Source organism: Streptomyces novaecaesareae (assembly GCF_000716875.1).
GTDB classification, from domain to species: Bacteria; Actinomycetota; Actinomycetes; order Streptomycetales; family Streptomycetaceae; genus Kitasatospora; species Kitasatospora novaecaesareae.
This window is the reverse complement of the sequence record NZ_JNWQ01000026.1, coordinates 48,442-73,073: the sequence shown is the minus strand read 5'-3', so window position 1 is coordinate 73,073 and position 24,632 is coordinate 48,442. Positions and strand designations below refer to the sequence as shown.

Below are 24,632 nucleotides of genomic sequence, written 5' to 3'. Positions count from 1 at the left end.
TCGCCATCTCGTCAAAGGACTCCGTGATGGACACCATCGCCGTGGGTTTCGGCGTTCTCGTCGCCGTCGTGCTGCTCATCGTGCTCGCAGTGCTGCTGTTCGTGGGCCGCCTGTTCCAGAAGGTCGAGCAGGGCAAGGCACTGATCGTCTCCCGGACGAAGAAGGTGGACGTCACCTTCACCGGCACGATCGTCCTGCCGATCCTGCACAAGGCCGAGCTGATGGACATCACCGCGAAGACGGTGGAGATCCACCGGGCCGGCCGGGACGGCCTGATCTGCCGGGACAACATCCGCGCCGACATCCGGATCTCCTTCTTCGTCCGGGTGAACAAGACCGTCGAGGACGTCATCAAGGTGGCGCAGTCGATCGGCACCGTCCGGGCCAGCGACCCGCAGGCGATCCAGGACTTCTTCGTCGCGAAGTTCGCCGAGGCGCTCAAGACCGTCGGCAAGCAGCTGGACTTCACCGACCTGTACACCCACCGGCACGAGTTCCGGGACCAGATCATCGCGGTCATCGGCACCGACCTCAACGGCTACACCCTTGAGGACGCGGCCATCGACCACCTGGAACAGACCCCGATGAGTCAGCTGGACTCCGACAACATCCTGGACGCCCAGGGCATCCGCAAGATCACCGAGCTGACCGCGATCGAGCACGTGCGCACCAACGAGTACCAGCGCACCGAGGAGAAGGAGATCACCCGGCAGAACGTGGACGCCCGGGAGACCGTCCTGGAGCTCCAGCGCCGCCAGGCCGACGCCGAGATCCGCCAGCGCCGCGAGATCGAGACCCTGCGGGCCAAGGAGGACGCGGTGATCGCCCGGGTGCAGGAGGAGGAGCGGCTCAACGCGCAGACCGCCTTCCTGCGCACCGAGGAACTGCTCGGGGTGCAGCGGGAGAACCAGGCCCGCGAGGTCGCGGTGGCGCAGAAGAACCGCGAGCGGGTGATCGCGGTGGAGAACGAGCGGATCGAGAAGGACCGCCTGCTGGAGGTCGTCGGCCGCGAGCGGGAGACCGAACTCGCCACGATCGCCAAGGCGAAGGAGGTCGAGTCCGCCAAGCGGGAGGTCGCGGACGTGGTCCGCGAGCGGGTCGCGGTGGACCGGACCGTCGCCGAGCAGGAGGAGGCCGTCAAGACGCTGCGCGCCACCGAGGAGGCCGAGCGCGTCCGCAAGGCCGTCGTCATCCAGGCCGAGGCGGAGGCGCAGGAGAAGCTCGTCAAGGATATCAAGGCCGCCGAGGCCGCCGAGCAGGCCGCCGCGCACAAGGCCCGCGAGGCGCTGGTGCTGGCCGAGGCCCGGCAGCGGGCCGCCGAGCTGGACGCGGCCGCCAAGATCCGGCTGGCCGAGGGCGTCCGGGCGGAGGCCGCCGCCGAGGGCCTGGCGCGCGTCCAGGTGCGGGAGCAGGAGGCCGCGGCGGTGGAGAAGGTGGGCCGCGCCGAGGCCGTCGTCCAGGTCGAGAAGGCGAAGGCCACCGCGCTGGAGGTCGGCGCCAAGCTGAAGGCCGAGGCCGAGGGCCTGACCGAGAAGGCCGCGGCGATGGCCAAGCTGGACGAGGCCTCGCGCGGACACGAGGAGTACCGGCTGCGGCTGGCCGCCGAGAAGGACGTCCGGCTGGCCGGGCTGGACACGCAGCGGCAGATCGCCGAGGCGCAGGCGGCCCTGGTCGCGGCCGGGCTGGAGAAGGCGAAGATCGACATCGTCGGCGGGGACTCGGTGTTCTTCGACCGGCTGGTGCAGTCGGTGACGGCCGGCAAGAGCGTGGACGCCTTCGTCGGCCACTCCCAGACCGCGCAGGCGCTGGCCGGCCCCTGGCTGGACGGCCGGGCCGGCTTCACCGAGGACCTCACCCGGGTGCTGTCCTCCGTCTCCACGGCGGACGTGCAGAACCTGACGGTGTCCGCGCTGCTGATGAAGCTGATCGGCTCGGGGAGCGGCGAGCAGGCCGGGCAGCTGAGCAAGCTGCTGGACTCGGCGCGCAAGCTGGGCATCGCCGAGACCCCGATCGGGGCGCTGGCCGGTGCCGGCGCCTCGGCGAACGGCTCCAGGTGACGAGCCCCCCGTACCGATCCGTTGAGCACCCGAGGACCTGAGGAACTGACCGTGGACGCCCTCGACGACCGGCTCGACGCCGGCACCTACGAGGTCCTGCGCGACCGGCTCGCCCGGGCCGCCGCCGAACTCGCCGACCGCGCACGGGCGTTGAACGCCCGCCGGGTCGAGGAGTTCGGCGGCGGGGAGCTACGGCTCACCGGCACCGGGCGGCTGACCACCGCCCGGGCCTGCCTCCCGCAGGACCTCACCGCCGCCGGCGGGCTGCTGCTGCTCGGCACCCGCCCGACCGGGCCGTCGGACGCCGCCGACGCCGCCGAGGACTTCGCGGACGGACTCGGCCTGCACCGGCCCGACCTCTCCCCCGCCCCCGCCGAGGGCACCCTGCTGGACGACCCCCGGCTGCGCCAGGACCTCGCCGAGCTGCGGCGCTACTTCCGCGACGCCCGCCTGGAGCGGCTGCGCCCGACGGCGGGCCGGCTGCTCGCCGTCTTCCGCACCGGCCAGTCCGCCACCGACGTCCGGGTGCTGCGCTGGCAGCTCGACGACGGCGCCGACGACACCCGGCCCGCCTACCTGGACGGGCGCGGCGAGCGCGACCACACCCCCGCCGACGGGCAGCAGCTCCCCTGGACGGCGCTGACCCGGGACGACCAGCTCCCCGCAGGACCCGGCCGCCCGCCCCGCGCCGACCTGGCCGGCGAACTGCACCTCGGCGTCGACGGCGGCCGGCTGACCCTCGCCACCCCGGACGGCCGGGAACTGCACCACGAGCCGCTGGCCGAGGCCCTGCAGACCCTCGCCGACGCGCAGATCGCCCACGCCCGGCTGGGCACCCTGCTGCTGGTACGGGTGCGCCCCTACCAGGAGGAAACCGTCCGGCACCTGGTGGTGCACCTGCCCACCGGCACCGTCACCCGGATCGACGCGCTCGGCCAGGCCTGCCTGCGGCTGCCCGCCGACCAAGGCGTGGCCTTCCCCGGCGGCTGCCACCTGGTGGACGGCACCGTCCGCACCTTCGACCAGCCGGTGGACGGCCTGGTGTACGAGCGCACCGTGCTGTCGCCCAACGGCGAGGACGTGCTGTACGAGTTCCGCTCCCCCGCCGACGGCCGCGCCCTGCTCCAGCCGTACAACAGCGTCCGCCAGGAGGCCGCCGCCCCGCTGCCCTGCCAGGGCTACGCGCTGCTCGCCGACGGCACCCTGATCGCTCTGCGCCCGGCCGAGGACGGACCCACCCGGCTGCACCCCGTCCAGCTCTGGCAGACCCCGTTCACCAGCGAGCGCTTCGCCGCCGAACAGCCGCCCGGCACCGGGCCGTTGGCCCGGATCGGCAACGCCGACCTGGTCCGCGGCCTGGCCGGCTGCCTCGCCCTCGCCCGGCTCGCCGCGGCCGGCGCCGACACCCCGGCCGGCCACCGGGCCGTCCTCGCCGCCTGCACCCGCACCGCCGACCGGCACCACTGGCTCGGCCAGGGCGGCCTCGGCGACCTCGCCGCGCCGCTCGCCGAGATCCGCGACACCGCCCGCCAGGTCATCGCCGAGTACGAGGCCGTCGCCCAGCTCACCGCGCACGCCGCCGCCCGGACCGAGGACGCCGCCGAGCACGTCGAGGGCCTGCTGCGCACCGCCCGCGGCGAGACCCTGGCCGACGCCGCCGAGTGGGTCGACCGGCTCGCCGGGCTGCGCCGCGCCCAGGGCCGGGTCGAGGCGCTACGCGACCTGCCGCGCGCCGACCCGGAGCGGATCGACGCGCTCGCCGCGCACCTCGCCGAAGGCCTCGCGGAGGCGGCCGGCCGGGCCGTCGGCCAGCTCGCCGAGCCCACCGCCTTCGCCCCGCACCGGCGCCGGGCCGCCGAACTGGCCGAGGCCTGCGCCGCCATCGCCACCGCCGCCGAGGCCGAGCCGCTGAGCCTCGAACTGGGCGCCCAGAGCGAGGCGTTGCAGACCGTCTCGGAGCTGGTCGGCACCCTCGACCTGGCCGACGCCACCACCCGCACCGCGATCCTGGACCGGCTCGCCGACGTGCTCGGCCTGCTCAACCGGGCCCGGGCCGCACTCACCGTGCGCCGCCGGGAGCTGCGCACCCGCGAGGCCGCCGCCGAGTTCGCCGCCGAGACGGCCCTGCTCGCCCAGGCCACCACCGCCGCGCTCGCCGCCGCCGACACCCCCGAGGCCTGCGACGACCAGCTCGGCCGGCTGCTGCTGCGGATCGAGCAGCTGGAGACCCGCTTCGCCGACGCCGACCCGGCCCTCGGCGAGCAGCTCGCCCACCGGCGCACCGAGATCCACGACGCGCTCACCGCCCGCCGCCAGCACCTGCTGGAGGAACGAGCCCGCCGCGCCGACCGGCTGGCCGCCTCCGCCGAACGCATCCTCGACACCCTGCACCGGCGGCTGGCCGCCCTGGACACCGCGGCCGAGCTCGACGCCGCCCTCGCCGCCGACCCGACGGCCGTCAAACTCCGCGACCTGGCCGCCCAGTTGACCGCACTCGGCGACCGGGTCCGGGCCGAGGAGCTGACCGGCCGGCTGCGCGCCGCCCGCGGCCGGGCCCACCGCGCCCTGCGCGACCGCACCGAACTCGCCGGGGACGGCCCGGGCACCCTGCGGCTGGGCCGGCACCTGTTCGGCATCACCACCCAGCGGCCCGAACTCGCCCTCGTCCCCTGGCGCGGACGCCCCGCCTTCACCCTCACCGGGACCGCCTACCGCTCCCCCGTCACCGACCCCGCCTTCGCCGCCACCGAGCGCTACTGGGACCGCCCGCTGCCCTCGGAGACCCCGGGGCTCTACCGTGCCGAGTACCTCGCCGCGAGCCTGCTGCTGGCGGCCGGGCCGGGCGCGCTCTCCGCCGACGCGGACCCGGCAGAGCTGCTGGAGTACGTCCGGCGGGCCGCCGAACAGCGGCCGGACGAGGGCTACCAGCGCGGCGTGCACGACCACGACGCGGCGCTGCTGCTCCGCGCCCTGCTCGAACTCGACGCCGAGGCCGGGCTGTTGCGCCACCCGGCGCAGGCCCGGGCGGCCGCCCAGCTGTACTGGGCGCACGGCGCCGACGAACGGCAGCGGCTGCTCTGGCACACCCGGGCCCGCTCGCTCGGGCTCGCCCGGGCGGCCTTCGGCGGCGCTCCGGCGCCGCGGGCGCAGGCCGCGCTGGACGCCCTGGCCGCCGAACTGTCGGCGGCCGTCGCCGGGTTCGCGGCGGGAGCGGACGCGGCCGGGGCCGACCACGCCGCAGGCTCTGCCGGACCGTACCTGGTGGCCGAACTCGCCGCCACCACGCCCACGTTCGCCTACTCGGCGGGCGCGGCCGCGCTGCTCGACAAGTTCCGCGCCGCCCCCGAGTCGGCCGGCCTCGCCGAGGCGCTGGCCGCGCTGCCCGAGGAGCCCGGCCTGCTGCCCGTACGGCACCAACTCGCCGCGGCCTGGCTGGCGGCGGGCGCCGCCGACGCCGAGCCGGGCGACCTCGCCGAGGCCGTCGCCGCGCTGCTCTGCCCGTCGCTGCCGCGCCGCCCGGTCGAGGGCGCCGTCGGCACCCGGATCACCGGGCTGCTCGGCGACCACCCGCGGCTGACCGGCGGCGCGCTCGACCTCCGGCTGGACGAACTGCTCGCCCGGGTACGGGAGTTCGAGGCCGTCGAGGCACCCGGCTACCGCGCCTACCAGCGGCTGCGCGGCGAGCTGCTGGCCGCCGAGCACGCCCGGCTGCGGCTCGACCAGTACCGGCCCGCCCCGCTCAACGGCTTCGTCCGCAACCGGCTGATCGACCAGGTGTACCTGCCGCTGATCGGCGACAACCTCGCCAAGCAGCTCGGCACGGTGGACTCCGGCGGGCCGGTCGACCGCAGCGGCCTGCTGCTGCTGGTCTCCCCGCCCGGCTACGGCAAAACCACCCTGGTCGAGTACCTGGCCGAGCGGCTCGGCCTGCTGCTGGTCACCGTCAGCGGCCCGGCGCTCGGCCACCGGGTCACCTCGCTGGACCCGGCCGAGGCGCCCGACGCCACCTCCCGGCGCGAGGTCGAGAAGCTCAACTTCGCCCTGCACGCGGGCGACAACGTGCTGCTCTACCTCGACGACGTCCAGCACACCTCGCCCGAGTTCCTGCAGCGGTTCATCCCGCTGTGCGACGCGCAGCGCCGCATCGACGGCGTCCGGGACGGCGAGGCCCGCGAGTGGGACCTGCGCGGCAGGCGCTTCGCCGTCGTGATGGCCGCCAACCCGTACACCGAGTCCGGGCGGCTGTTCCGGCTGCCCGACATGCTCGCCAACCGTGCCGACGTCTGGAACCTCGGCGACGCCGTCGCCGGGCGCGCGGACCTCTTCGCGCTCAGCTTCGTCGAGAACGCCCTGCCCGCCAACGCCCACCTGGCCCCGCTCGCCACCGCCGAGCGCGCCGACCTGGACATCCTGCTCGCCCGCGCGGCCGGCGAACCGGGCCTCGCCGGCGGCGCCCTGAGCGGTGCCTGGCCCGCCGCCGAGACGGAGCGGATGACCGCCGTCCTGGCCGGCCTGCTGCACCTGCGCTCCACCGTCCTGGCCGTCAACCGCGCCTACCTCGACTCCGCCGCCCAGGACGACCGCACCCGCACCGAGCCCCCGTTCCTGCTCCAGGGCTCGTACCGCAACATGGCCAAACTCGCCCAGCGCCTCGACCCCGCCCTCACCCGGCCCGAGCTCGACGACCTGCTCGCCGACCACTACCGCGCCGAGGCGCAGCCGCTGGGCGCCGACGCGGAGGCGCAGCTGCTGAAGCTGGCGGAGCTGCGGGGCGGCCTGACGCAGGCGCAGGCGGCGCGCTGGGAGGAGCTGAAGCGGGTGTGGCGGGGGTGAGGGAGCCGGGGGTGTAGCTGGGTACACCCCCGGGACTGAACCCCAGGTCATTGGCGCAGACCCGTCGGGTGCGATGGGATGTGATCATGAACGCCACGGACCTTGCTGTCGAACTCCGCTCGGTTCGCCGGACCTACCGGCGCGGGCCCGAGCCGGTCGTCGGCCTGGACGAGGTGAGTGTCGGCTTCCCCTTCGGCACCTTCACCGCCGTCATGGGCCCCTCCGGCTCCGGCAAGTCGACCCTGCTGCGCTCGGCCGCCGGTCTGGAGGCGATCGACGCGGGCGAGGTGCGGGTCGACGGCACCGTGCTGGGCGGCCTGCGCGACAAGGCGCTGACGGTACTGCGCCGGGAGCGGATCGGCTTCGTCTTCCAGTCCTTCAACCTGCTGCCCGCCCTGACCGCGGCCCAGAACGTGGCGCTCCCGGCCCGGCTGGCGGGCCGTCGCACCGCGCCGTCCGAGGTGACCGCCGCGCTGTCCGCGGTGGGCCTCGCCGACCGGGCCGGGCACCGGCCGGGCGAGCTGTCCGGCGGCCAGCAGCAGCGCGTCGCCATCGCCCGGGCGCTGCTCACCCGCCCGGCCGTGCTGCTCGCGGACGAACCGACCGGCGCGCTGGACAGCCGCAGCGGCCGCGAGGTCCTCGCCCTGCTGCGCGACGCGGCCGACGATCCCGGCCGGGCCGTGGTCATGGTCACCCACGACCCGGTCGCCGCCTCGTACGCGGACCGGGTGCTCTTCCTCCGCGACGGCCGGCTGGCCGGCACCCTGGAGCGGCCCACCGCCGAGCAGGTCGCCGCCCGGATGACCGCGCTGGAGGCCGCCGGGGCTGCCGGTGCCGATGAGGCTGACGAGGCTGACGAGGCTGCCGGGGCCGTCGCATGCTGACCCTCGCCCTCGCCACCGTCCGGCTCCGCTGGGCCTCGTTCGTCGGCAGCTTCGTCGCCCTGGCCTTCGGCGTCGCCCTGCTGGCCACCTCGATCCTGGTCATCGCCGCCACCTCCGACGTCCCCGACCAGGGCCGCCAACGCTTCTCCGAGGCCCCCGTCCTGGTGACCGCCAACCTGAGCGTGGACTTCGTCGCCCCCGGCGGGGAGACCGCGTCGACCCCGGTCGCCGTCCAGCCGGGCCTGCCGGCCGGGCTGCTCGCCGCCGTCGCCGGGACCGGCCGTACGGTCGAGGACCGGACCTTCTACGCCCAGCTCGCGGACGGCCCGCGCGACCAGGTCGGACGGGCCTGGTCCGCCGCCGCCCTGGGCGGCTACCGGCTGGCCGCCGGCTCGGCGCCGTCCGCCGACGACGAGGTCGTCATCGGCGGCGGCCGGCCGGACCAGGTCGGTCAGCAGGTCCGCTTCGTCACCGCCGACGGCCTGCACACCGCGACGGTCTCCGGGGTGACGCAGGCCGAGCCGTTCGAGCACGCCGTCTTCTTCACCGACGCCCGGGCCGACCGGTTCTGCCCCGCCGTCGGCGTGCTGGCCGCCTTCGGCGACGCCGACGCGGTGCGCCGGGCCGTGGCCGCCAACGGCGGCGAGAACGTCGCCCGGGTGCTCACCGGCACCGAGCGCCGCCAGGCCGACCCGCACTACGCCGAGGTCAGCAGCCGGCTGGACGGCGTGCAGACCCCGCTCGGCCTGTCCGCCGCCGTCTCCGGCGGCACCGCCGTGTTCGTGGTGGCCGGCACCTTCGCGCTGTCGATCGCCCAGCGCCGCCGCGAGCTCGCGCTGCTGCGACTCATCGGCGCCACCCGCCGTCAGGTGCGCGCGCTGGTCACCCGGGAGGCGCTGGTGGTCGGCGTGCTGGCCTCCGCCGCCGGGTGCGCGCTCGGCGCGGCCGGGGCGGTGCCGGCCGGCCGGTGGCTGGTCGGCCGCGACCTGGTCCCGGCCGACTTCACTGTCCCGGTCTCCTGGTGGGGGCTGCTCGTCGCCGCCCTGATCGGCCTGCTCACCGCGATGGGCGGCGTGATGCTGTCCGCGGTGAAGGCCGGCCTGATCAGCCCCGGCGAGGCGCTGGCGGAGGCGGACGTCGAACGCCACTCGCGGGGCGCGCAGGCGTTCCGCTGGGCCGGCGGCCTGCTCGTGCTGGGCGGCGCCGTCGCCGCCATCGCGATCACGGCCCGGAGCTGGCCCGACGCCGCGGCCAACGTCGCGGACTCACTCGGACTGCTGCTGACCATCGTGGCCGGCTGCGTCCTGCTGGCGGGCGTGCTGGCCGGGCCGGTGATCCGGCTGCTGACGGCGCTGCCCGTCCTCCCGGCCCGGCTGCGCGGGCGGCCCGCCGAGGACGCGGGCGGCATCGTCTGGGCCACCGCCCGGCTGAGCTCGCTGACCGCCTTCCGGCGCACCGCCGCGACCGCCACCCCGGTGGTGCTGATCATCGCCTTCGCCGGCTGCCTGATCGGCAGCATCCGCACGATCGACCGCTCGCTGGTCACCGAGGTCCGCACCCAGCTGTCCGCCGCCGACCTCGTCGTCACCCCGGCCGGCACGCCCGGGCTGAACCGGGCCGTGGTGGACCGCGTCCGCGCCGTCCCCGGCGTGCAGGCCCTGGCGATCACCCCGACCTCGGTGATGGCCGACCAGGACGGCATGGGCCTGGTGGCCTTCCGGGCCGCGGAGGCCGACCCGGCCGCCCTGGCCGCGGTCGACCGGCTGCCGGTGGTCGCGGGCTCGGTCGCCGACCTCGGCCCCGACTCCATCGTGCTGAGCCGCACCTGGCCCGGCTCGCCCCGGGTCGGCCAGGAGGTGCCGGTCCGGCTCGCCGACGGCACGCCCCGGACGCTGCGGGTCGCCGCCGTCCTCGGCAGCGGCGCCGAGACCACCCAGGCCTGGGTCACCGCGCCCAACGCCGTCACCGCCGGCGTCGGCGGCATCGGCGGCGCGGCCCTGACGAGCCAGCTGCACCTGCGGCTGCTGCCCGGGGCCGACCGGGAGCGGACCGTCACCGCCCTGCGGACGGCCGTCGACGGGCTGGGCGCCCGGCTCGCCACCCCGGAGGAGGTCCAGGCCGAGAGCGCCGACGGCGAGGAGCAGGCCACCTGGAACGCCCTGCTGATGATCCTCGGGCTGGCGATCTGCTACGCGGCCGTCGCGCTGGCCAACTCGCTGGTGATGACGGTCACCGACCGCAAGCGGGAACTCTCCCTGCTGCGCCTGGCCGGCGCCACCAAGGCCCAGGTGCTGCGGTCCGTCGCCGTCGAGACCCTGCTGTGCGTGGCGGCCGGCACCGTCCTGGGCCTGCTCGGCACGGCCGTCAGCATCGGCGGCTCATGGGCCGCCCTGACCCACCTGGTCGGCCCGACCCCCGTGGTCGTGCCCTGGACGGAGCTGGGCGCACTCGCCGCCTGCTGCGCGGTCATCGCGCTCACGGCGGCCGTGCTCCCGACCGCACTGGCACTGCGCGGCCGGGACGGACGGGACATCCTCGCCGGGGCCGCCGGGGCCGCATGAGTGACGCTCATGAGGGACGGCCATGAGCGTCACTCATGTCGGAGCCCATGAGCGCCACTCATGAGGGGATGGCCATGAGCATCACTCATGGCCGTCCCCCGGCGTTCTCCCATGAGCGCCACTCATGGGCTCCGACATGAGACCGTCCGATGACCGTACGAAACCTCCCGGCGGGGCAATCGCCCGTGGCGCCGCCGGGAGGAGGCCGGGCCCGCCGCTAGCGTGTGCGCATGGGCGCTCAGGAACTCGATCTGGCCGGTCTGCGCCGCGTGTACGGGCGGCCCGGCAGCCGGTGGTTCTACACCCGGGTGGCGCGCAACGCCCGGCACTGGGGGTGGACGGAGCCGGGGCAGTCGAAGTGGCGGATGTGGCGGGCGCAGCGCCAACTGGAGGACGTGCTGGGCCGCAAGCTCGCGCTGCCGGTGGGGGCGCGGGTGCTGGACGCCGGGTGCGGGGCGGGGGTGGTGGCGCGGGCCATGGCGGCCCGGTTCGGCCTGGCGGTGACGGGCGTCGACGTCCTGGACTTCCACCTCGCCGAGGCCCGCCGGCTCAGCGCCCGCGCCGCCCTGGACGAGCGGACCTCCTTCTCCTGGGGCGACTACCACCGGCTGCCCTTCGGCGACGGCGAGTTCGACGGCGCCTACTCGATGGAGACGCTCGTCCACTCCTACGATCCGCCGCGCGCCCTGGCCGAGTTCCACCGGGTGCTGCGCCCGGGCGGCCGGCTGGTGCTCCTGGGCCCGATGAGCACCGTCCCGCTGGACGAACTCGATCCCCACGCACGGGCGTTGCTCGAACCCTACCTGGACGCGATGACGATGACGGGCGCCCGGATCTACCACGCCGGCAACCTGCCGCGGCTCCTCACCGCGGCCGGGTTCGAGGTCGAGGAGGCGCTGGACGCGACACCGTACTACCTGCCGACCTCGGAGGCGGCGTACGCCTGCTTCCGGCTGCCGTGGGCGGTGCTGCGGCGCTTCGGCGACCCGGCGAAGTGGCTCAACCTCCGCTCCACGGTGGAGATGTACGCCGTCCGCGAGTACGTCGCCTGGTACGTTCACACCGCCGTCAAGCCATCGAGGTGACCCCCGCCATGGACGAGCGCTCCGCCCCGCTGCCGTACCCGAGCGGCTGGTTCTGCGTCGGCCGAACACGTGATCTGCCGCCCGGGCGGGTGCGGACGGCCCGGCTGACGGGCGAGGACGTGGTGCTGTACCGGACCCGCCGGGGCGCGGTGCGGGCGGTCGGGCCGCACTGCCCGCACCTGGGCGCGCACTTCGGGGCGGGCGGGACGGTCCGGGGCGAGGAACTGGTCTGCCCGTTCCACGGTTTCGCGTTCGGCCCGGACGGCTCGTGCACCGGCTCCCCGGACGGCACCCGGTTCCGGGCCTCCCTGACGAAGCGCCATCTGCGGGAACTGGACGGGGCGCTGTTCGTCTGGCAGGGGGTGGACGGCGGTCCGCCCACGTGGGAGCTGCCGCCGGAGGTCGGGGTACGGCCGCTCGCCTGGTGGAGCGGGGAGGTGCTCTCCCATCCGCAGGAGGTGATGGAGAACAGCGTCGACTTCCGGCACACGAGCGTGCTGCACGGCCTGGACACCCGGGAGACCGCTCCGCCCGAGGTGGACGGCCCGCTGTTCACCATCCACCAGCGCACCACGACCCGGTTCCCGGGGCTGGGCACCGTCACCCTGGAGCAGCCGGTCACCCTGGCCGGGCTCGGGATGTTCCGGATGGTGGCCGAACTCCCCGACCTGGGCGCCACGTTGAGGGTCTGGGTGCTGCCGACGCCGATCGCGCCGTGGCGGACCAGGGTGCGGTTCGCGGTGACGGCCACCGTGCCGGTGCCGGGGGTCGGCGCGACGCGGGCGGTCGACCGGGCGGCGTCCTGGCTGGCGCTGCAGGCCTCGGTGCGCATCATCAAGCAGGACCGGCCGGTCCTGGCCCACAAGCGGTACCTGGCGCAGCCGCGGCTCGTCCCCGGGGAGCGTTCGATCGGGCTGTTCCGCCGCTGGTCGCGGCAGTTCTACCCGGCCTGCGCGGTCGGCCCGGCCGTCCCGCTCGGTCCGGTCGGTCCGGTCGGTCCGGTCGGTCCGGTCGGTCCGGTCGGTCCGGTCGGTTCGCTCGACCAGGAGCCGAACCCCGTAGAGCCGAGCCCTGCCGACCCGAACCCCGCCGACTGACCCCCGCCCGGCGCGGCCAGCGCCTCCCAGGCCGGATCGGGCAGCCCCGGTACGGACCGTCCCTCCGCCTGCCACCGCCGAGCCAGCTCGGCGTAGATGGGTGCCTCCGAATCGGGCTCCCCCGGTGGCTCCACCCCGTGCAGGATCGTTTCTTCGACCGGCCGCCGCCGCGGAGCCGGCATCGCCCCAAATCCGCTCACACCCGCCCAACGCACCCCATCCGCACCGGGACACGGTCCCGTCAACCCGGCGGCCCGCACATCAGCCCCACGCCCAGCCCCATGCCCAGGCCCACACCCAGGCCCGCCCCCAGCCCCACGCCCAGGCCCGCACCCGAGCCCGGAACACCGCTCCCCCTACGGGCGCCGCCTACCGCCGCCGGCCCGCCGCCAGCAGCTCGGGCACGGTGGCGAGCTTCACCCGGGGCCGCCCCTCGGCCTCGCCCCGCCGGCGCTCCGCGCGCTCCACCGCCCGCAGTTCCTTCAACCCGACCGCGTCCGGCCGCCGGCTCCGCACCAGCCGCTCGAACTCCCGGTGCCCCGCCTCCGGCTCGGGCAGCGCACGGGCCTGCGCGTCGTCCATCAGCGCGTCCACGGTCTCGCGCGCGCAGGCCCGGTTGGCGCCGATCCCGCCGGACGGCCCGCGCTTGGCCCACCCCACCACGTACGCCCCCGGCAGCGGCTGCCCGGTCGCCGGATCGACGACCCGCCCGCCCCGGTGCGCGACCGTCCCCGCCCGCTCGTCGAACGGCAGCCCGGGCAGCGGCACGCCCCGGTGCCCGATGGAGCGCACCACCAGCCCGGCCCGCAGCACGTCCCGCTCCCCGGTGGCCTCGGCCCGCTCCCCGTCCACGAGCGTGGTCCGCTCGACGGTCACCGCCTCGACCCGGCCGTCCCCGGAGATCCCGACCGGCGCGGACAGGAACCGCAGCACGATCCGCCGCCCCGCCGCCGGCTCCGCGCCCCCGTCGTACGGGACCAGCGGCAGCCCTGCCAGCAGCGCGGCCCGCGAACCCGACGCCGCCCCCGGACCCGACGGCGCCCGCGAACCCGACGACGCTCCCGGACCCGACGGCGATTCGCAGGCCGCCTCGATCGCCGCCCGCACCTCGGGGTGGTCCTCGACCACCACCTCGACCCCCGGCAGCTGCCGCAGCGCCAGGAACTCCGCCCCGGTCCACGCCGCCTGCTCGGGGCCGCGCCGGGCGAGCAGCACGACCTCCCGCACCCGGCCGCGGCGCAGCGCGGCGAGGGCGTGGTCGGCGATGTCGGTGGCGGCCAGCCGATCGGGGTCGGTGAGCAGGATGCGGGCGATGTCCACGGCGACGTTGCCGTTGCCGATGACCACCACCCGCTCCGCGGACAGCTCCACCGCGTCGGCCGGCACCGTCGGGTCGGCGTTGTACCAGCCGACGAAGGCCGTGGCGGGCAGGCTGCCGGGCAGGTCCTCGCCGGGGATGCCAAGCCGGCGGTCGGCGGCCGCGCCGACCGCGTACACCACCGCGTGGTGGTGGGCGGTCAGCTCCCGGTGCGTGACGTCGGTGCCGATCTCCACGTTCAGGTGCATCCGCAGGCGCGGGTCGCGGAAGACGCTCGCGAAGCTCTCCGCGATCCGCTTGGTGGCCTGGTGGTCGGGCGCGACGCCGTGCCGCAGCAGTCCGCCGGTGACCGGCAGCCGGTCGATCATGGTGATCTCGGCGCTGGTGCTGCGCAGCAGTTCCTGCGCGGTGTACCCGGCGGACGGCCCGGTGCCGACCACGGCGATCCGCAGCGTGCCGAGTTCGCCCGGCAGGCTGCGCGGGAAGCTGGGCGTGCCCCAGGCGTGGTCGTTGGGGTGGTCGCGGAACCAGTCCCGGTTGAGGTCGCCGAAGGCGGTGTCCGGACCGCGCAGCCGGTCGACCGGGAACACCGCGTCCACCGGGCAGGCGTCCGCGCAGGCGCCGCAGTCGATGCACGCGCGCGGGTCGATGTACAGCATGTCGGTGGTGCCGAACTCCGGCTCGTCCGGGGTCGGGTGGATGCAGTTGACCGGGCAGACGGACACGCACGAGGCGTCGCTGCAGCAGGTCTGGGTGATCGCGTAGGCCATGGCCGGAGTTAGGTCCTCGCTGTGTCCGGTGTCCGATGAGGTGCCTGAGGATTGCCTGAGGATTGCCTGAGGATTGCCTGATGATCCGTCAGAGCATGTGCACGCGGCGGTAGATGGCGGCCGAGCGACTGGTGAGCAATCCTGTCTCAGCAAGGAACGCCATCAGGTGCCGGGAGCTGTTGCGCATCATCGCCTTGCGGTGCTCGCTGGCCCGTACCTCGTCGAGCGCGCGCCGGACGTCGAGCCCGGCGGCCTTGTAGACGCCCGGGTGGACCATGCTGGTGACGATGACGTACGCGCCGATGGCGATGCCGGTGGCCGAGGCGCGCCGGCGGGCCGGGCTCGCGTGCCGCAGCCGCTCGCGGATCTCCTGCCGGGCGAACTTCATGTGCCGCGACTCCTCGACCACGTGGATCCGGGAGGTGCCGCGGACGATCTCCAGCACGTTCTCGCCGCGCATCCAGTCGCGCTGCATGACGTCGAGCACCTCTTCGGCCACCAGGATGCCGCCGTACGCGAGTTCGCCCTTGGCGAGCGACTTGTACGCGCGCCCGGCGTTGGCGATGAGCTTGTTCGGCCGGTAGGCGGGGACGCCCATCTTCTCGCAGGCGCGGGCGAACATGATCGAGTGGCGGCACTCGTCGGCGATCTCGGTGAGTGCGAACTGGAACTCGGCGCTGACGGGGTTCTTGAGGTACTGGTCGCGCAGCACCATCTGCTGGAGGATCATCTCGAACCAGATGCCGGTGTTCATGATCGAGCAGACCTCGTGCCGGGTCAGGGTGACCCGCTGCCGCTCGGTCATCTCGTCCCACAGCCGGGTGCCGTAGAGCGTGCTCCACTCGGGGTTGAGGCCGTAGTGCCCCTCCGGGAGCGGGGCGTCCCAGTCGATCTCGGTCGAGGGGTCGTACGACAACGTGGCGGCCGACTCCAGCAGCCGCCTGGAGACGTCGTCGTCGGCAGTGGTATGGCGGTGGTCCTGCCTGCGCGCCGCCGGGTCGGTGAGAGCCATGGCTGCCTCCGGGTGCCTGCTCCTGCGGGTTCCCGCTCACCCGCTTATTAGACGGACAGTACAATAAGAGTCAGCCGCCGAGAACCCCCTGCGCAACAGCGAACCGGCGTACGACCGCACGGCTCCCACCCCCGTCCCCATTCGCGCCCCGCGCTCAATCCACCCCACGCTCGGCCCGCAGCGCCCGGGCCGTGAGGTGGCGGCGCTCCGGGACGCTGGAGGTGCGGGCGGCGGCTTCGCGGTAGGTACGGGCTGCGGCAGCCGGGTCGGCGCCGAGGCGGTCGAGGAGGTGGGCGCGGACGGCGAGCAGGCGGTGGTGCCGGGCGAGGCGCTTGTCGGTGGCGAGTTCGTCGAGCAGGGCGAGCCCGGCCGCCGGCCCGTGGACCATCGCCACCGCGACGGCCCGGTTGAGGGCGACCATCGGATTGGCGTCGAAACGCAGCAGCAGGTCGTACAGCACCAGGATCTGCGGCCAGTCGGTGGCCTCCGCCGTCGCCGCCTCACTGTGCACGGCGGCGATCGCCGCCTGCACCTGATACGGCCCGGCCTGCCCGCGCGACAGCGCGGCCTCGATCAACTCCAGTCCTTCACCCAGGAGTTCGCGATCCCAGCGATCGCGGTCCTGCTCCTCCAGCGGCACCAGTTCACCGTACGGTCCGGTGCGGGCCGCCCGGCGGGCTTCGGTGAGGAGCATCAGCGCGAGCAGTCCCGCCGTCTCGGCGTCGCCCGGGGTGAGGCGCAGCAGCAGCCGGGCCAGCCGGACCGCTTCGGCGGCCAGCCGCGGTGCGGTCAACTCCTCGCCGCCGCTGGCCGTGTAGCCCTCGTTGAAGACCAGGTACAGCACGTGCCTGACCTCTCCCAGCCGCGCGGCGGCACTCTCCCCCTCGGGCAGCCCGAACCGCCCGCCCGCCGCCTTCAGCGTCTGCTTGGCCCGGCTGATCCGCTGCGCCATGGTCGCCTCGGGCACCAGGAACGCGGCTGCGATCTGCGCGGTGGTCAGGCCGCCGACCGCGCGCAGGGTCAGCGCGATCCGGCTCGGCACGGACAGCGCCGGGTGGCAGCAGAGGAACAGGAGCGCGAGCGAGTCGTCCGCCGCCGGGTCCGGCGCATCGGCGGCCGGCGCGACCAGCGCCGACTGCGGCGTGGCCAGCGCCGACGACACCTCCCGCCGGCGCCGCGCCGACTCGCTGCGCACCTGGTCCACCAACCGGCGGTCCGCGACCGTCACCAACCACCCGCGCGGGCTCGCCGGCACTCCGCCCTCCGGCCACTGCAGCGCGGCGGCCAGCAGCGCCTCCTGCACCGCGTCCTCGCACGCGCCGAACGCCGCTCCGCCGTGCCGCCGCACCAGCACCCCGAGGACCTGCGGCGCCAGTTCGCGCAGCAGGCCCTCGACGGCGGCGCTGCCCGGAGCGCTCACTCGCCCACCGGAAGGTCGTTCGCCGGCGACTCGTGCAGGATCGGCCACAGCTCCACCGGCTCCACGTCCGCGAACGGCATGTCGGCGGCGATCTGCTGGGCACGCTCCAGGCTCTCGCAGTCCAGCAGGTAGAAGCTGGCCAGGTACTCCTTGGTCTCCAGGTACGGCCCGTCGGTGACCACCGGCACCCCATCCGCCCGCCGCACCAGCTGCGCGGCGGCGGCGTCCGCCAGCCCGTACGCGCCGACGAGTTCGCCGGTGCCGCGGTACTTGGCGGTGAACGCCTCGTGCTTGGCGATCGCCTCCGGCCACGCCTCGGCCGGGAAGGAGTCCCACTTGGCCTGGTTGCCGTAGATCATCGCGACGTACTTCATCTCGGGTGTCCCTTCCGGTGTCACGCGCCCCTCCGGCGCGCGGTCACCTCCCAGTCGGAGTCGCGGGACGGGGCCTCGACATCGGTCGGGAACTTTCTCCGAAAAGTTTTCCGCGCCCCGAGGGAACCGCCGGGAGACCGCCGGGAGACCGCCGGGAGACCGCCGGGAGACCTCCGGGAGGTGCCGACGATCAAGGTACGGCAGGCGCCGTCAGCACCCGCAACGCGGCCTCGGCCCGCGGCCCGACGGGTGCTTCCACCCGGGTCAGCTCCTCCACGTAGGCACAGACGTCGACCAGCGCGACACGGGCACGGGGCACGGCAAGGTAGCCACGGGCCAGCGCGTCCGGCGCGGTAGCGCCGACGACCAAGCCGTGCAGCAGCGCGCACGCTGCCACTTCGATCCCCTCCCCTGATTCGACCGCGACCGCCCGGTACTCGTCCCAGGCCGTGAGGGACGCCTCCCGTCCGTTCTCCAGCAGTAGCAGCACGGCCGTGTCCAGCAGGCCGTCCGAGTCCCCCGCATCCGACTGCACCGCTCGCCGAAGGGCCTCCCACGCGTCCTGACGGCGGCCGGCCCGCCGGAAGGTCATGGTCAGGAAGGATCCGATCTCCGGATCGTCAGATATCCGGGAGAGAGCTGCGGAAGCGTCCGCAACCGCCTCGTCCGGGCGACCGGCCAGTTGGTGGGTGTAGGCCCGCAGGACGAGCGCCCACAGGTGCTCGGGGTCCAGCTCCAGCGCCGCCGTCAGATCGGCCAACGCCTCCTCCAACCGGCCCACCCGGCGATGGACGTCCCCACGCTCGACGAGTGCCGACACGTATGCGGGGTCCAGCTCCAGCGCCGCCGACAGATCCGCCAACGCCTCCTCCAACCGGCCCGCGCTGCGATGGAGCTCCCCACGCCGGGCCAGTGCCCAGGCGTACTCGGGATCCAGCTCCAGCCCCGCCGTATAGTCCGCCAACGCCTCCTCCGGCCGACCCGCCTGCTGGTACGTCAGGCCGCGCTCCCCACGTGCCCAGGCGTACTCGGGATCCAGCTCCAGCGCCGCCGTCAGATCCGCCAGCGCTTCCTCCCACCGGCCCGCCAGACGATGGACCTCCCCGCGGTGCGCACGCGCCCACGCGTGCTCGGGATCCAGCTCCAGCGCCGCCGTGAAGTCCGCCAACGCCTCCTCCAGCCGACCCGCACTGCGATGGACGCTGCCACGCTCGACGAGTGCCCACGCCAAGCCGGGGTCCAGCTCCAGCGCCGCCGACAGATCCGCCAAGGCCTCCTCCGGCCGGCCCGCTTTGCGGTGGACCTCCCCGCGCTCGGCACGCGCCCAGGCGAACCCGGGTTCCAACTCCAGCGCCGCCGACAGGTCGGCCAACGCCTCGTCCCAGCGACCCGACTCCTGGTAGGTCCGGCCACGCTCCCCGAGTGCCCAGGCGTACTCGGGATCCAGCTCCAGCGCCGCCGACAGATCCGCCAACGCCTCCTCCAACCGACCCGCACCGCGATGGACGCTGCCACGCTCGGCCAGAGCCCACGTGTGCTCGGGATCCAGCTCCAGCGCCGCCGACAGATCCGCCAACGCCTCCTCCAACCGGCCCGCGCTGCGATGGAGCTCCCCACGCCGGGCCAACGCGAACCCGTCCTCCGGGTTCACCTCCAAGGCCGCCGTGAAGTCCGCCATCGCCTCCTCCAGCCGGCCGGCCAGGCGATGGGCGAAGCCGCGCTGCGCCAGCGCCCATCCGTACGTCGGATCCAGTTCGACGGCCCTCGTGAAGTCCGCCACGGCTTCCTCCAGGCGGCCTGCCTGGCGAAGGGCCAGCCCTCGGAATCCGAACGCCGTCTCGTCCTCTCCGTCCTGTTCGAGGCCCGCCGTGAGGTCCGCCAGCGCGGCGTCCAGTCGACCGGCCTGGCGATGAACCTCACCGCGGCGGGTCAGTGCCCACCCGAAGTCAGGGGTCGTCTCCAGTGCCGCCGTGAAGTCCGCCAACGCCTCCTCCAGCCGACCGGCGTGACGGTGGGCCTCGCCACGGACGGTGAACACCCAGTCCAGCTCGGGCTCCAGCGCGATGGCGGCCGTGCAGTCCGTCACCGCCTCGTCGAGCCTGCCCGCATCCATGTGGAGCGCGCCGCGAAAGCCCATCGCCCAGGCGTCCTCGGGGTCGAGGGCGAGGGCGGCGTCGAGGTCGGCCATGGCCGCCTGCACATCGCCGGTGCCGAGGGTGTGGGCGCGGCCGCGGTACGCATGTGCCGCGGAGTGCCCGGGCATGAGCGCGATGGCTCGGTCGAGATCGGCGACGGCCTCCGCCGCACGCTCCGCCACGGAGTGGTAGTCCCCGCGCTCGGCGAGCGCCCAGGCCCGTACGTGCGGCGGCAGCCCGGGGGTGCAGAGGACGGTGAGGACCGCCACCTCGGGCTGCTCCTCGGCGGCTGCCGCGCGCAGCTTCCCCGCCCACCGGGTCAGCTCCGCGTGGTCGCCGTCCTGCGCCGCCTGCCTCAGCATGTCGAGCCACGCGGGCAGGTCCGCACGAGCCACTCCGGTGATCCGCGCGACGTGTTCCAGGGCCTGCCCCAGGTTCGCGGTCGGGTCGGCGCAGAGCAGGTGGTAGGTCTCGTTCAGCGTCTGCCGGCGCCATTGGTCGTCCTTCCTCCGCTTCCGCTCCGGGAGCCGGCGTTCCAGGGCCTCCCGGGCTGCCGTGAAGTGCTCCGCCAGACGTAAGTGCGCCGCCGTCCAGGCCGTCGGCGAGTGCATCCGCTGGCGGCGCAGCATGCTCGCCCGGGCGACGGCATGGTACTGCCGGTAGGAGCCCCGGCCGGTGACGAAGGGCTGGCTCAGCAGCCAGTCCCAGGCCTCGGTGGCGGCGCCCGGGACGGCGCAGGCGAACAGGTCGTGGTTGAGCTGGAGGGGCAGTGCCGCGGCGAGCACCGTCTCGCGGCGGTCCGGTTCGGGGATCCACTGGAGGAAGCGTTCGACCGCGTGGTCGGTGAGGTCGGCGCCGGCTCCGGCGACGTCGTCGACGGCCTGGAGGCCGGTCTGGGCGAGCAGGGCGACCAGCAGGGGCAGCCGCATCGACAGGCCCGTCACGGCCTCGACGACCTCGGGGTCGGTGACGCCCCGGACGGCGAGGAGTTCGCGGGTCTCCTGTTCGGTGAAGACGTCGAGGGGGACGTCCACGACGGCCGGGCGAAGGGTGCCCCAGTCGCGTTCGCTGAGTTCGTCCCGGCCCGCCAGGACGAACACGACGTCGAGCGGGACTTCGCCGTAGGCGCCGTCGAGGAGTTCGCGCAGCCAGGCGTCCAGGTGGCGGCCGGTCAGTTCCCAGGTGTCCAGGAACAGGACGACCCACGGGGTGTCGCGCCCGCCGCACAGCTTCTCCAGCTCGGCGACGAACGCCCGGCTGAGCGCCTCCTCGCCCTCGCCCTCGTTGCCGCGCCGGCGCTGGCGCATGCCGGCGATGAAGCGGTCCGCGCCGAGGGCGACGTTGTCGGGGTTGGCGATGGCGGCCACGACGCCCGCGCCGGGCAGCATGGAGGCGGCTCCGAACGCCGCCTGGGTGACCATCCGGGAGGGCAGCGACGCGGTCTCGCCGCCGGCGGGCGGTGCCGGTACGCGGTCGGCGGTGGCCTGCTGGGCTCGCCGGTGCTGGTCGAGCGCCCGGTCGAAGTCCTTCAACGAGCCGACTTGTTCGGCGAGTTGACGGGCGAGGGCGCTCAGCGCGGACTCGACTCCGTGGACGTCGTTCTCGTCCACCACGGCCGTCAGCGCTCCGGCCCGGCGGGCCGCTTCGCGCCATTCGGCGATCAGGGTCGACTTGCCGACGCCGCCGACGCCCCGGACGTGGAACAGGAAGTCGGCCGGGTCGTCGGTGGCCTCCGAGTCGGGGTTCCTCCGCAGGTTCTCCGCGAAGAGCGCCAACTGGGCTCGTCGGCCCACGAATTGGGCACCTGCCCGCCGCCGGAGCGCCTCCGTGCGCGACAGCCGCTTCCTTGCCTGAGCCATTCCGCTCCCCCACAGTCAGGAGTGACGCCGTTCAGGAGTGACACCGTTCAGGAGCGACGCCGGTCAGGAGTGACGCCGGTCCTCCGCATCGAAGGACGCGAGTGCCCGCGCCCCGGGTTCCAGCGCCCGCCGCAGGGCCGTCCGGACGGAGTCCTCCAACCCGCCCAGGGCGTCGCCGAGTTCGTCCACGACGTCCTGCGCGATCTCCGCCGCCACCGCCTCCGCGCCCGTGCGCGGCCCCAGCTTGCTGACCGCGGCCGCCGCCCGCGCGGGGGTGAGCAGCGCCGAGGCCCGCACCAGCAGCCACGCCGGGACTCCGGCCGCGCCCTCGGGCGGGGGGAGGTACGGGCGGGCGCCGTCGTAGCGCTCGTCCTCGGCGAAGGCCTGCTGCTTGACCTTCACCAGGGGGCGCGCCACCGCCCCCGTCGCGCCCTCCGCATCCACCGCCCCCTCGGCCCCCGACTCCCGCCACTCGCCGGCCGGCTTGAGGACGTAGCCCTCCGCGGGGTTGTCCGCGATTTCGGGCAGCCCGAACAGGGCCGGCACCCGGCTCGGGTACCGCGCCGGCAGGTCGTGCAGCCCGTTCAGCGCGCCGCGGCCCAGGAGGGGAACGCAGGTGAGCCCGGCGGCACCCGCCGCCGCCCGCAGGGCGCGGTCGGCGATCCACCACCGGCCGTCGGGCGTCTCCACGGTGGCGTCGAACGGCAGCCAGCGCAGGCCGGGGGAGTACCAGACACCGGTCTGCACCGGATCGACCCCGGCGACGGCGGGCACCCCGGGGTGCGGGTAGCGTCCGCCGGCCAGCTCGCCGTAGACCGTCACCACCGCCGAGGGGCCCCAGGCCTCCCGCACCGCGTCCGCGAACCGGGCGGCGGCGACGGCGAGTTCGGGCCAGATCCGGCTCACGCCGAAGAAGCCGTCCAGCCCTTCGTCGTCCAGCAGCTCGCGCCGTTTGGCGGCCCGTACCGACGCGCCCTCGCAGACCACCGCGAAGTGCGCCCCGTGCACCTTCTCCGCCGCGATCCACTCCCGGCTGCCGGGCCCGCCGGAGCGGCCGCGCGCGGGGATCTTGGGGTACGGGCGCAGCTCGGACCGGTCGAAGGACCCGTCGAAGGACCCGTCGAACGCCGTCGTCGTCTCGGACACGGACAGGATCCTCGCCGCCGGGCCGGGCCCCTGGCAACAGGGAATCCCGGCCTGCGCCCCGCCGTCAGGCCCTCAGACCCCCCACTCCGCGCGCAGCCGCGCGAACGCCTCGTGGAACGCGGGGAAGGTCTTCCGCACGCACCCCGGGTCGTCGAAGGTGATCCCGGGCGTGTGCAGCGAGGTGACGGCGAAGGACATCACGATCCGGTGGTCGGAGTGCGTGGCGATCTCGACCGGGCGGGGCGTGCCGGGCCGGATCTCGATCCAGTCGTCCCCGGTCGCCACCGTGATGCCCATCGCGCGCAGGTTGGCGGCGCAGGCCTCCAGCCGGTCGCACTCCTTGACCCGGGTGTTGTGGACGTCCTCGATGCGTACCGGCCCGGTCGCGAAGGGCGCGATCGCCGCGAGGGTGGGCATGGTGTCGGAGATGTCCCGCATGTTGACGGTGAGCCCGGACAGCGCGCCGGCGCCCGCCACCGTCGTACGGTCGCTCCCGATGTCCACGCGGGCGCCCATCCGCCGCAGCACCTCGACGAAGCGCAGGTCGCCCTGGAGGGCGTTCCGTCCGAGGCCGGGGACGGTGACCTCGCGCCCGGCGACGGCGGCCGCGGCGAAGAAGTAGCTCGCGGTGGAGGCGTCCGGCTCGATCGCGTGGTCGGCGGCCCGGTAGCCCCCGGACGGGACGTCGAACACCTCGCCGGCCGGTGTCCGTTCGCGCTTCACCTCGACCCCGAAGTCCCGCATCATCGCAAGGGTGATGCCGATGTAGGGGGCCGAGACGAGCCGGGTGACGGTGATCCGCAGGCCGTCCCGGGTGAGCGGCCCGAGCAGCAGCAGCGCGGTCAGGTACTGCGAGGACTCCCCTGCGTCCAGGGTGAGTTCGCCGCCCCGGACACCGTCGGCGAGGACCGTCAGCGGGTGATGCCCTTCGGCTTCCTCGTGCCGCAGGTCCACGCCGAGTTCGCGCAGCGCCCGGGTCAGCGGGGCGACCGGGCGGCGGCGCATCTGGGCCGAGGCGTCGAAGCGGTAGCTGCCGTGGCCGGCAGCGGCGAGGGTGGGCAGGAAGCGCGCGGTGGTGGCGCCGTCCCGGCAGTAGACGTCGGCGGTCCGCACGGCGGGCCCGGTGGGCCGGCCGGTGACGAGCCACCGGTCCGCCGCCCGGTCGACCAGGTACCCGAGCGTGTCCAGCCCCTGGGCGAAGCCTTCGGTGTCGTCCGAGGCGAGGGGCCGGCGCAGGGTGGTCACGCCGTCGGCGGCGGCGGCCAGGAACAGCGCCCGGGCGGTGATGGACTTGGACCCCGGGATCTCGACGACGGTCACGGCAGGCTCTCCCAACACAGGTGTGTCCAGCGGCGTCGGCCCCGATCCTGCCGCACCGGCCCCGCTGCCGGCCTCGACCATCCACGGACCGGACGGCGACGGGGCACCGGATAGGTCGCTCAGCAGCGCTCCCAGAGCCCGGCCAGGTGCGCGTGCAGGATCTCCTCCGCCTCCTCCGCCGTCCGGTGCCCGATCAGGACGTGCGCGGTGAGCCCGTCGGCGAGGGCGAGCAGGGTCCACGCCTCCCTCCGCGCCTCTGCCCGCGCCTCCGTCCGTACTCCCGCCTCCGGCGCCAGGGCCCCGCCGGAGGCCTCCGCGACCAGCTGCACCACCAGCTCCTCCAGCTCCGCGTAGCTGCTGCGCAGTGTCTGCGCCAGTGCCGGGCTGACGGCGGCCTCGGCGACGAAGGCGAGCCAGATCCTGGCCTCGGCCCGGTGTTCCTCGCGCAGCAGCGCCACTTCGCCTGCCACCAGGCCGAGTCGGCTGGCGGCGGACTGTGCCGGCCCGGCGGTCAGCCGGCTCCGCACCCGTGCGGTGACGCGCTCGCCGATGTGTGCAAGCGCGAACCGCAGCATCTCCTCCTTGGTGCGGAAGCAGCGCTGGACGGCCCCCATGGAGACCTCGGCGCGGGTGGCGACGTCCCGCAGGGTGACGGCCCCCAGCCCGTGTTCGTCCACGAGCAGGCAGACGGCCTCGGCGATCTGTCGGCGCCGGCCGTCGTGGTCCACCTGTTTCGGCATGCCCGACCTCCTCGTCCCAAT

General features: G+C 74.9%; 14 protein-coding genes. 6 read left to right on the top strand and 8 right to left on the bottom strand.

Going from position 1 to position 24,632, the window contains the following annotated elements; all coding sequences use genetic code 11:
* Positions 1-26 precede the first annotated feature (26 nt).
* From OP86_RS12550 to OP86_RS37425, 6 genes are all read left to right on the top strand, one after another.
* Positions 27-2,057 carry a flotillin family protein gene (locus tag OP86_RS12550; protein ID WP_030060988.1) on the top strand — a complete coding sequence of 677 codons (2,031 nt, stop codon included), beginning with the start codon at positions 27-29 and terminating at the stop codon, positions 2,055-2,057.
* Positions 2,058-2,108: 51 nt separating this feature from the next.
* On the top strand, positions 2,109-6,890 hold the full coding sequence (locus OP86_RS38765; RefSeq protein ID WP_267883103.1) for a DNA repair ATPase: 4,782 nt from the start codon (positions 2,109-2,111) through the stop codon (positions 6,888-6,890).
* Between the two features lie 86 nt (positions 6,891-6,976).
* Positions 6,977-7,774, top strand: a complete 798-nt coding sequence (locus tag OP86_RS12540) for an ABC transporter ATP-binding protein (RefSeq protein WP_051830015.1) — start codon at positions 6,977-6,979, stop codon at positions 7,772-7,774.
* Positions 7,768-10,335 carry an FtsX-like permease family protein gene (locus OP86_RS12535; RefSeq protein WP_030256786.1) on the top strand — a complete coding sequence of 856 codons (2,568 nt, stop codon included), beginning with the start codon at positions 7,768-7,770 and terminating at the stop codon, positions 10,333-10,335. The genes OP86_RS12540 and OP86_RS12535 overlap by 7 nt, the downstream gene beginning before the upstream one ends.
* Before the next feature lie 230 nt (positions 10,336-10,565).
* Positions 10,566-11,420, top strand: coding sequence for a methyltransferase domain-containing protein (locus OP86_RS12530; RefSeq protein WP_030060979.1), 855 nt, complete (start codon positions 10,566-10,568; stop codon positions 11,418-11,420).
* An 8-nt stretch (positions 11,421-11,428) separates the two neighbouring features.
* Entirely contained in the window at positions 11,429-12,517 is a 1,089-nt protein-coding gene (locus OP86_RS37425) for an aromatic ring-hydroxylating oxygenase subunit alpha (protein ID WP_051830014.1), read from the top strand.
* Positions 12,518-12,886: 369 nt separating this feature from the next.
* On the opposite strand, the gene OP86_RS12520 is transcribed toward OP86_RS37425, so the two are convergent.
* The 8 genes from OP86_RS12520 to OP86_RS12485 all read right to left on the bottom strand — a co-directional run bounded on the left by OP86_RS12520 (position 12,887) and on the right by OP86_RS12485 (position 24,611).
* Entirely contained in the window at positions 12,887-14,605 is a 1,719-nt protein-coding gene (locus tag OP86_RS12520; RefSeq protein ID WP_030256791.1) for an FAD-dependent oxidoreductase, read from the bottom strand.
* An 88-nt stretch (positions 14,606-14,693) separates the two neighbouring features.
* A complete protein-coding gene (locus tag OP86_RS12515) occupies positions 14,694-15,617 on the bottom strand; it encodes an AurF N-oxygenase family protein (RefSeq protein ID WP_030256794.1) in 924 nt (307 codons plus the stop codon).
* A gap of 154 nt (positions 15,618-15,771) precedes the next feature.
* Positions 15,772-17,037, bottom strand: a complete 1,266-nt coding sequence (locus OP86_RS12510) for an RNA polymerase sigma factor (protein ID WP_030060975.1) — start codon at positions 17,035-17,037, stop codon at positions 15,772-15,774.
* A complete protein-coding gene (locus OP86_RS12505) occupies positions 17,034-17,411 on the bottom strand; it encodes a YciI family protein (RefSeq protein ID WP_030060974.1) in 378 nt (125 codons plus the stop codon). Before OP86_RS12505 ends, OP86_RS12510 begins: the two co-directional genes overlap by 4 nt.
* Positions 17,412-17,601: 190 nt before the next feature.
* Positions 17,602-21,339, bottom strand: coding sequence for a tetratricopeptide repeat protein (locus tag OP86_RS32910; protein WP_234434892.1), 3,738 nt, complete (start codon positions 21,337-21,339; stop codon positions 17,602-17,604).
* Between the two features lie 129 nt (positions 21,340-21,468).
* Positions 21,469-22,551: an RNA ligase family protein gene (locus tag OP86_RS37150; protein ID WP_051830013.1), complete on the bottom strand. Its 1,083-nt coding sequence runs from the start codon at positions 22,549-22,551 to the stop codon at positions 21,469-21,471.
* A gap of 72 nt (positions 22,552-22,623) precedes the next feature.
* The gene (gene aroA, locus OP86_RS12490; protein WP_030060971.1) at positions 22,624-23,871 is read right to left on the bottom strand and encodes a 3-phosphoshikimate 1-carboxyvinyltransferase; all 1,248 of its coding nucleotides are present in this window, start codon (positions 23,869-23,871) and stop codon (positions 22,624-22,626) included.
* A 119-nt stretch (positions 23,872-23,990) separates the two neighbouring features.
* Positions 23,991-24,611, bottom strand: a complete 621-nt coding sequence (locus tag OP86_RS12485; RefSeq protein ID WP_030060970.1) for a TetR/AcrR family transcriptional regulator — start codon at positions 24,609-24,611, stop codon at positions 23,991-23,993.
* Between the last annotated feature and the right edge of the window lie 21 nt (positions 24,612-24,632).

What these genes read in the sequence shown, in the direction of transcription:
- OP86_RS12550 (WP_030060988.1), top strand. Translation starts at nt 27, where the DNA reads ATGGACACCATCGCCGTGGGTTTCGGCGTTCTCGTCGCCGTCGTGCTG.
- OP86_RS12540 (WP_051830015.1), top strand. Translation starts at nt 6,977, where the DNA reads ATGAACGCCACGGACCTTGCTGTCGAACTCCGCTCGGTTCGCCGGACC.
- OP86_RS12535 (WP_030256786.1), top strand. Translation starts at nt 7,768, where the DNA reads ATGCTGACCCTCGCCCTCGCCACCGTCCGGCTCCGCTGGGCCTCGTTC.
- OP86_RS12530 (WP_030060979.1), top strand. Translation starts at nt 10,566, where the DNA reads ATGGGCGCTCAGGAACTCGATCTGGCCGGTCTGCGCCGCGTGTACGGG.
- OP86_RS37425 (WP_051830014.1), top strand. Translation starts at nt 11,429, where the DNA reads ATGGACGAGCGCTCCGCCCCGCTGCCGTACCCGAGCGGCTGGTTCTGC.
- OP86_RS12520 (WP_030256791.1), bottom strand. Translation starts at nt 14,605, where the DNA reads ATGGCCTACGCGATCACCCAGACCTGCTGCAGCGACGCCTCGTGCGTG.
- OP86_RS12515 (WP_030256794.1), bottom strand. Translation starts at nt 15,617, where the DNA reads ATGGCTCTCACCGACCCGGCGGCGCGCAGGCAGGACCACCGCCATACC.
- OP86_RS12505 (WP_030060974.1), bottom strand. Translation starts at nt 17,411, where the DNA reads ATGAAGTACGTCGCGATGATCTACGGCAACCAGGCCAAGTGGGACTCC.
- OP86_RS12485 (WP_030060970.1), bottom strand. Translation starts at nt 24,611, where the DNA reads ATGCCGAAACAGGTGGACCACGACGGCCGGCGCCGACAGATCGCCGAG.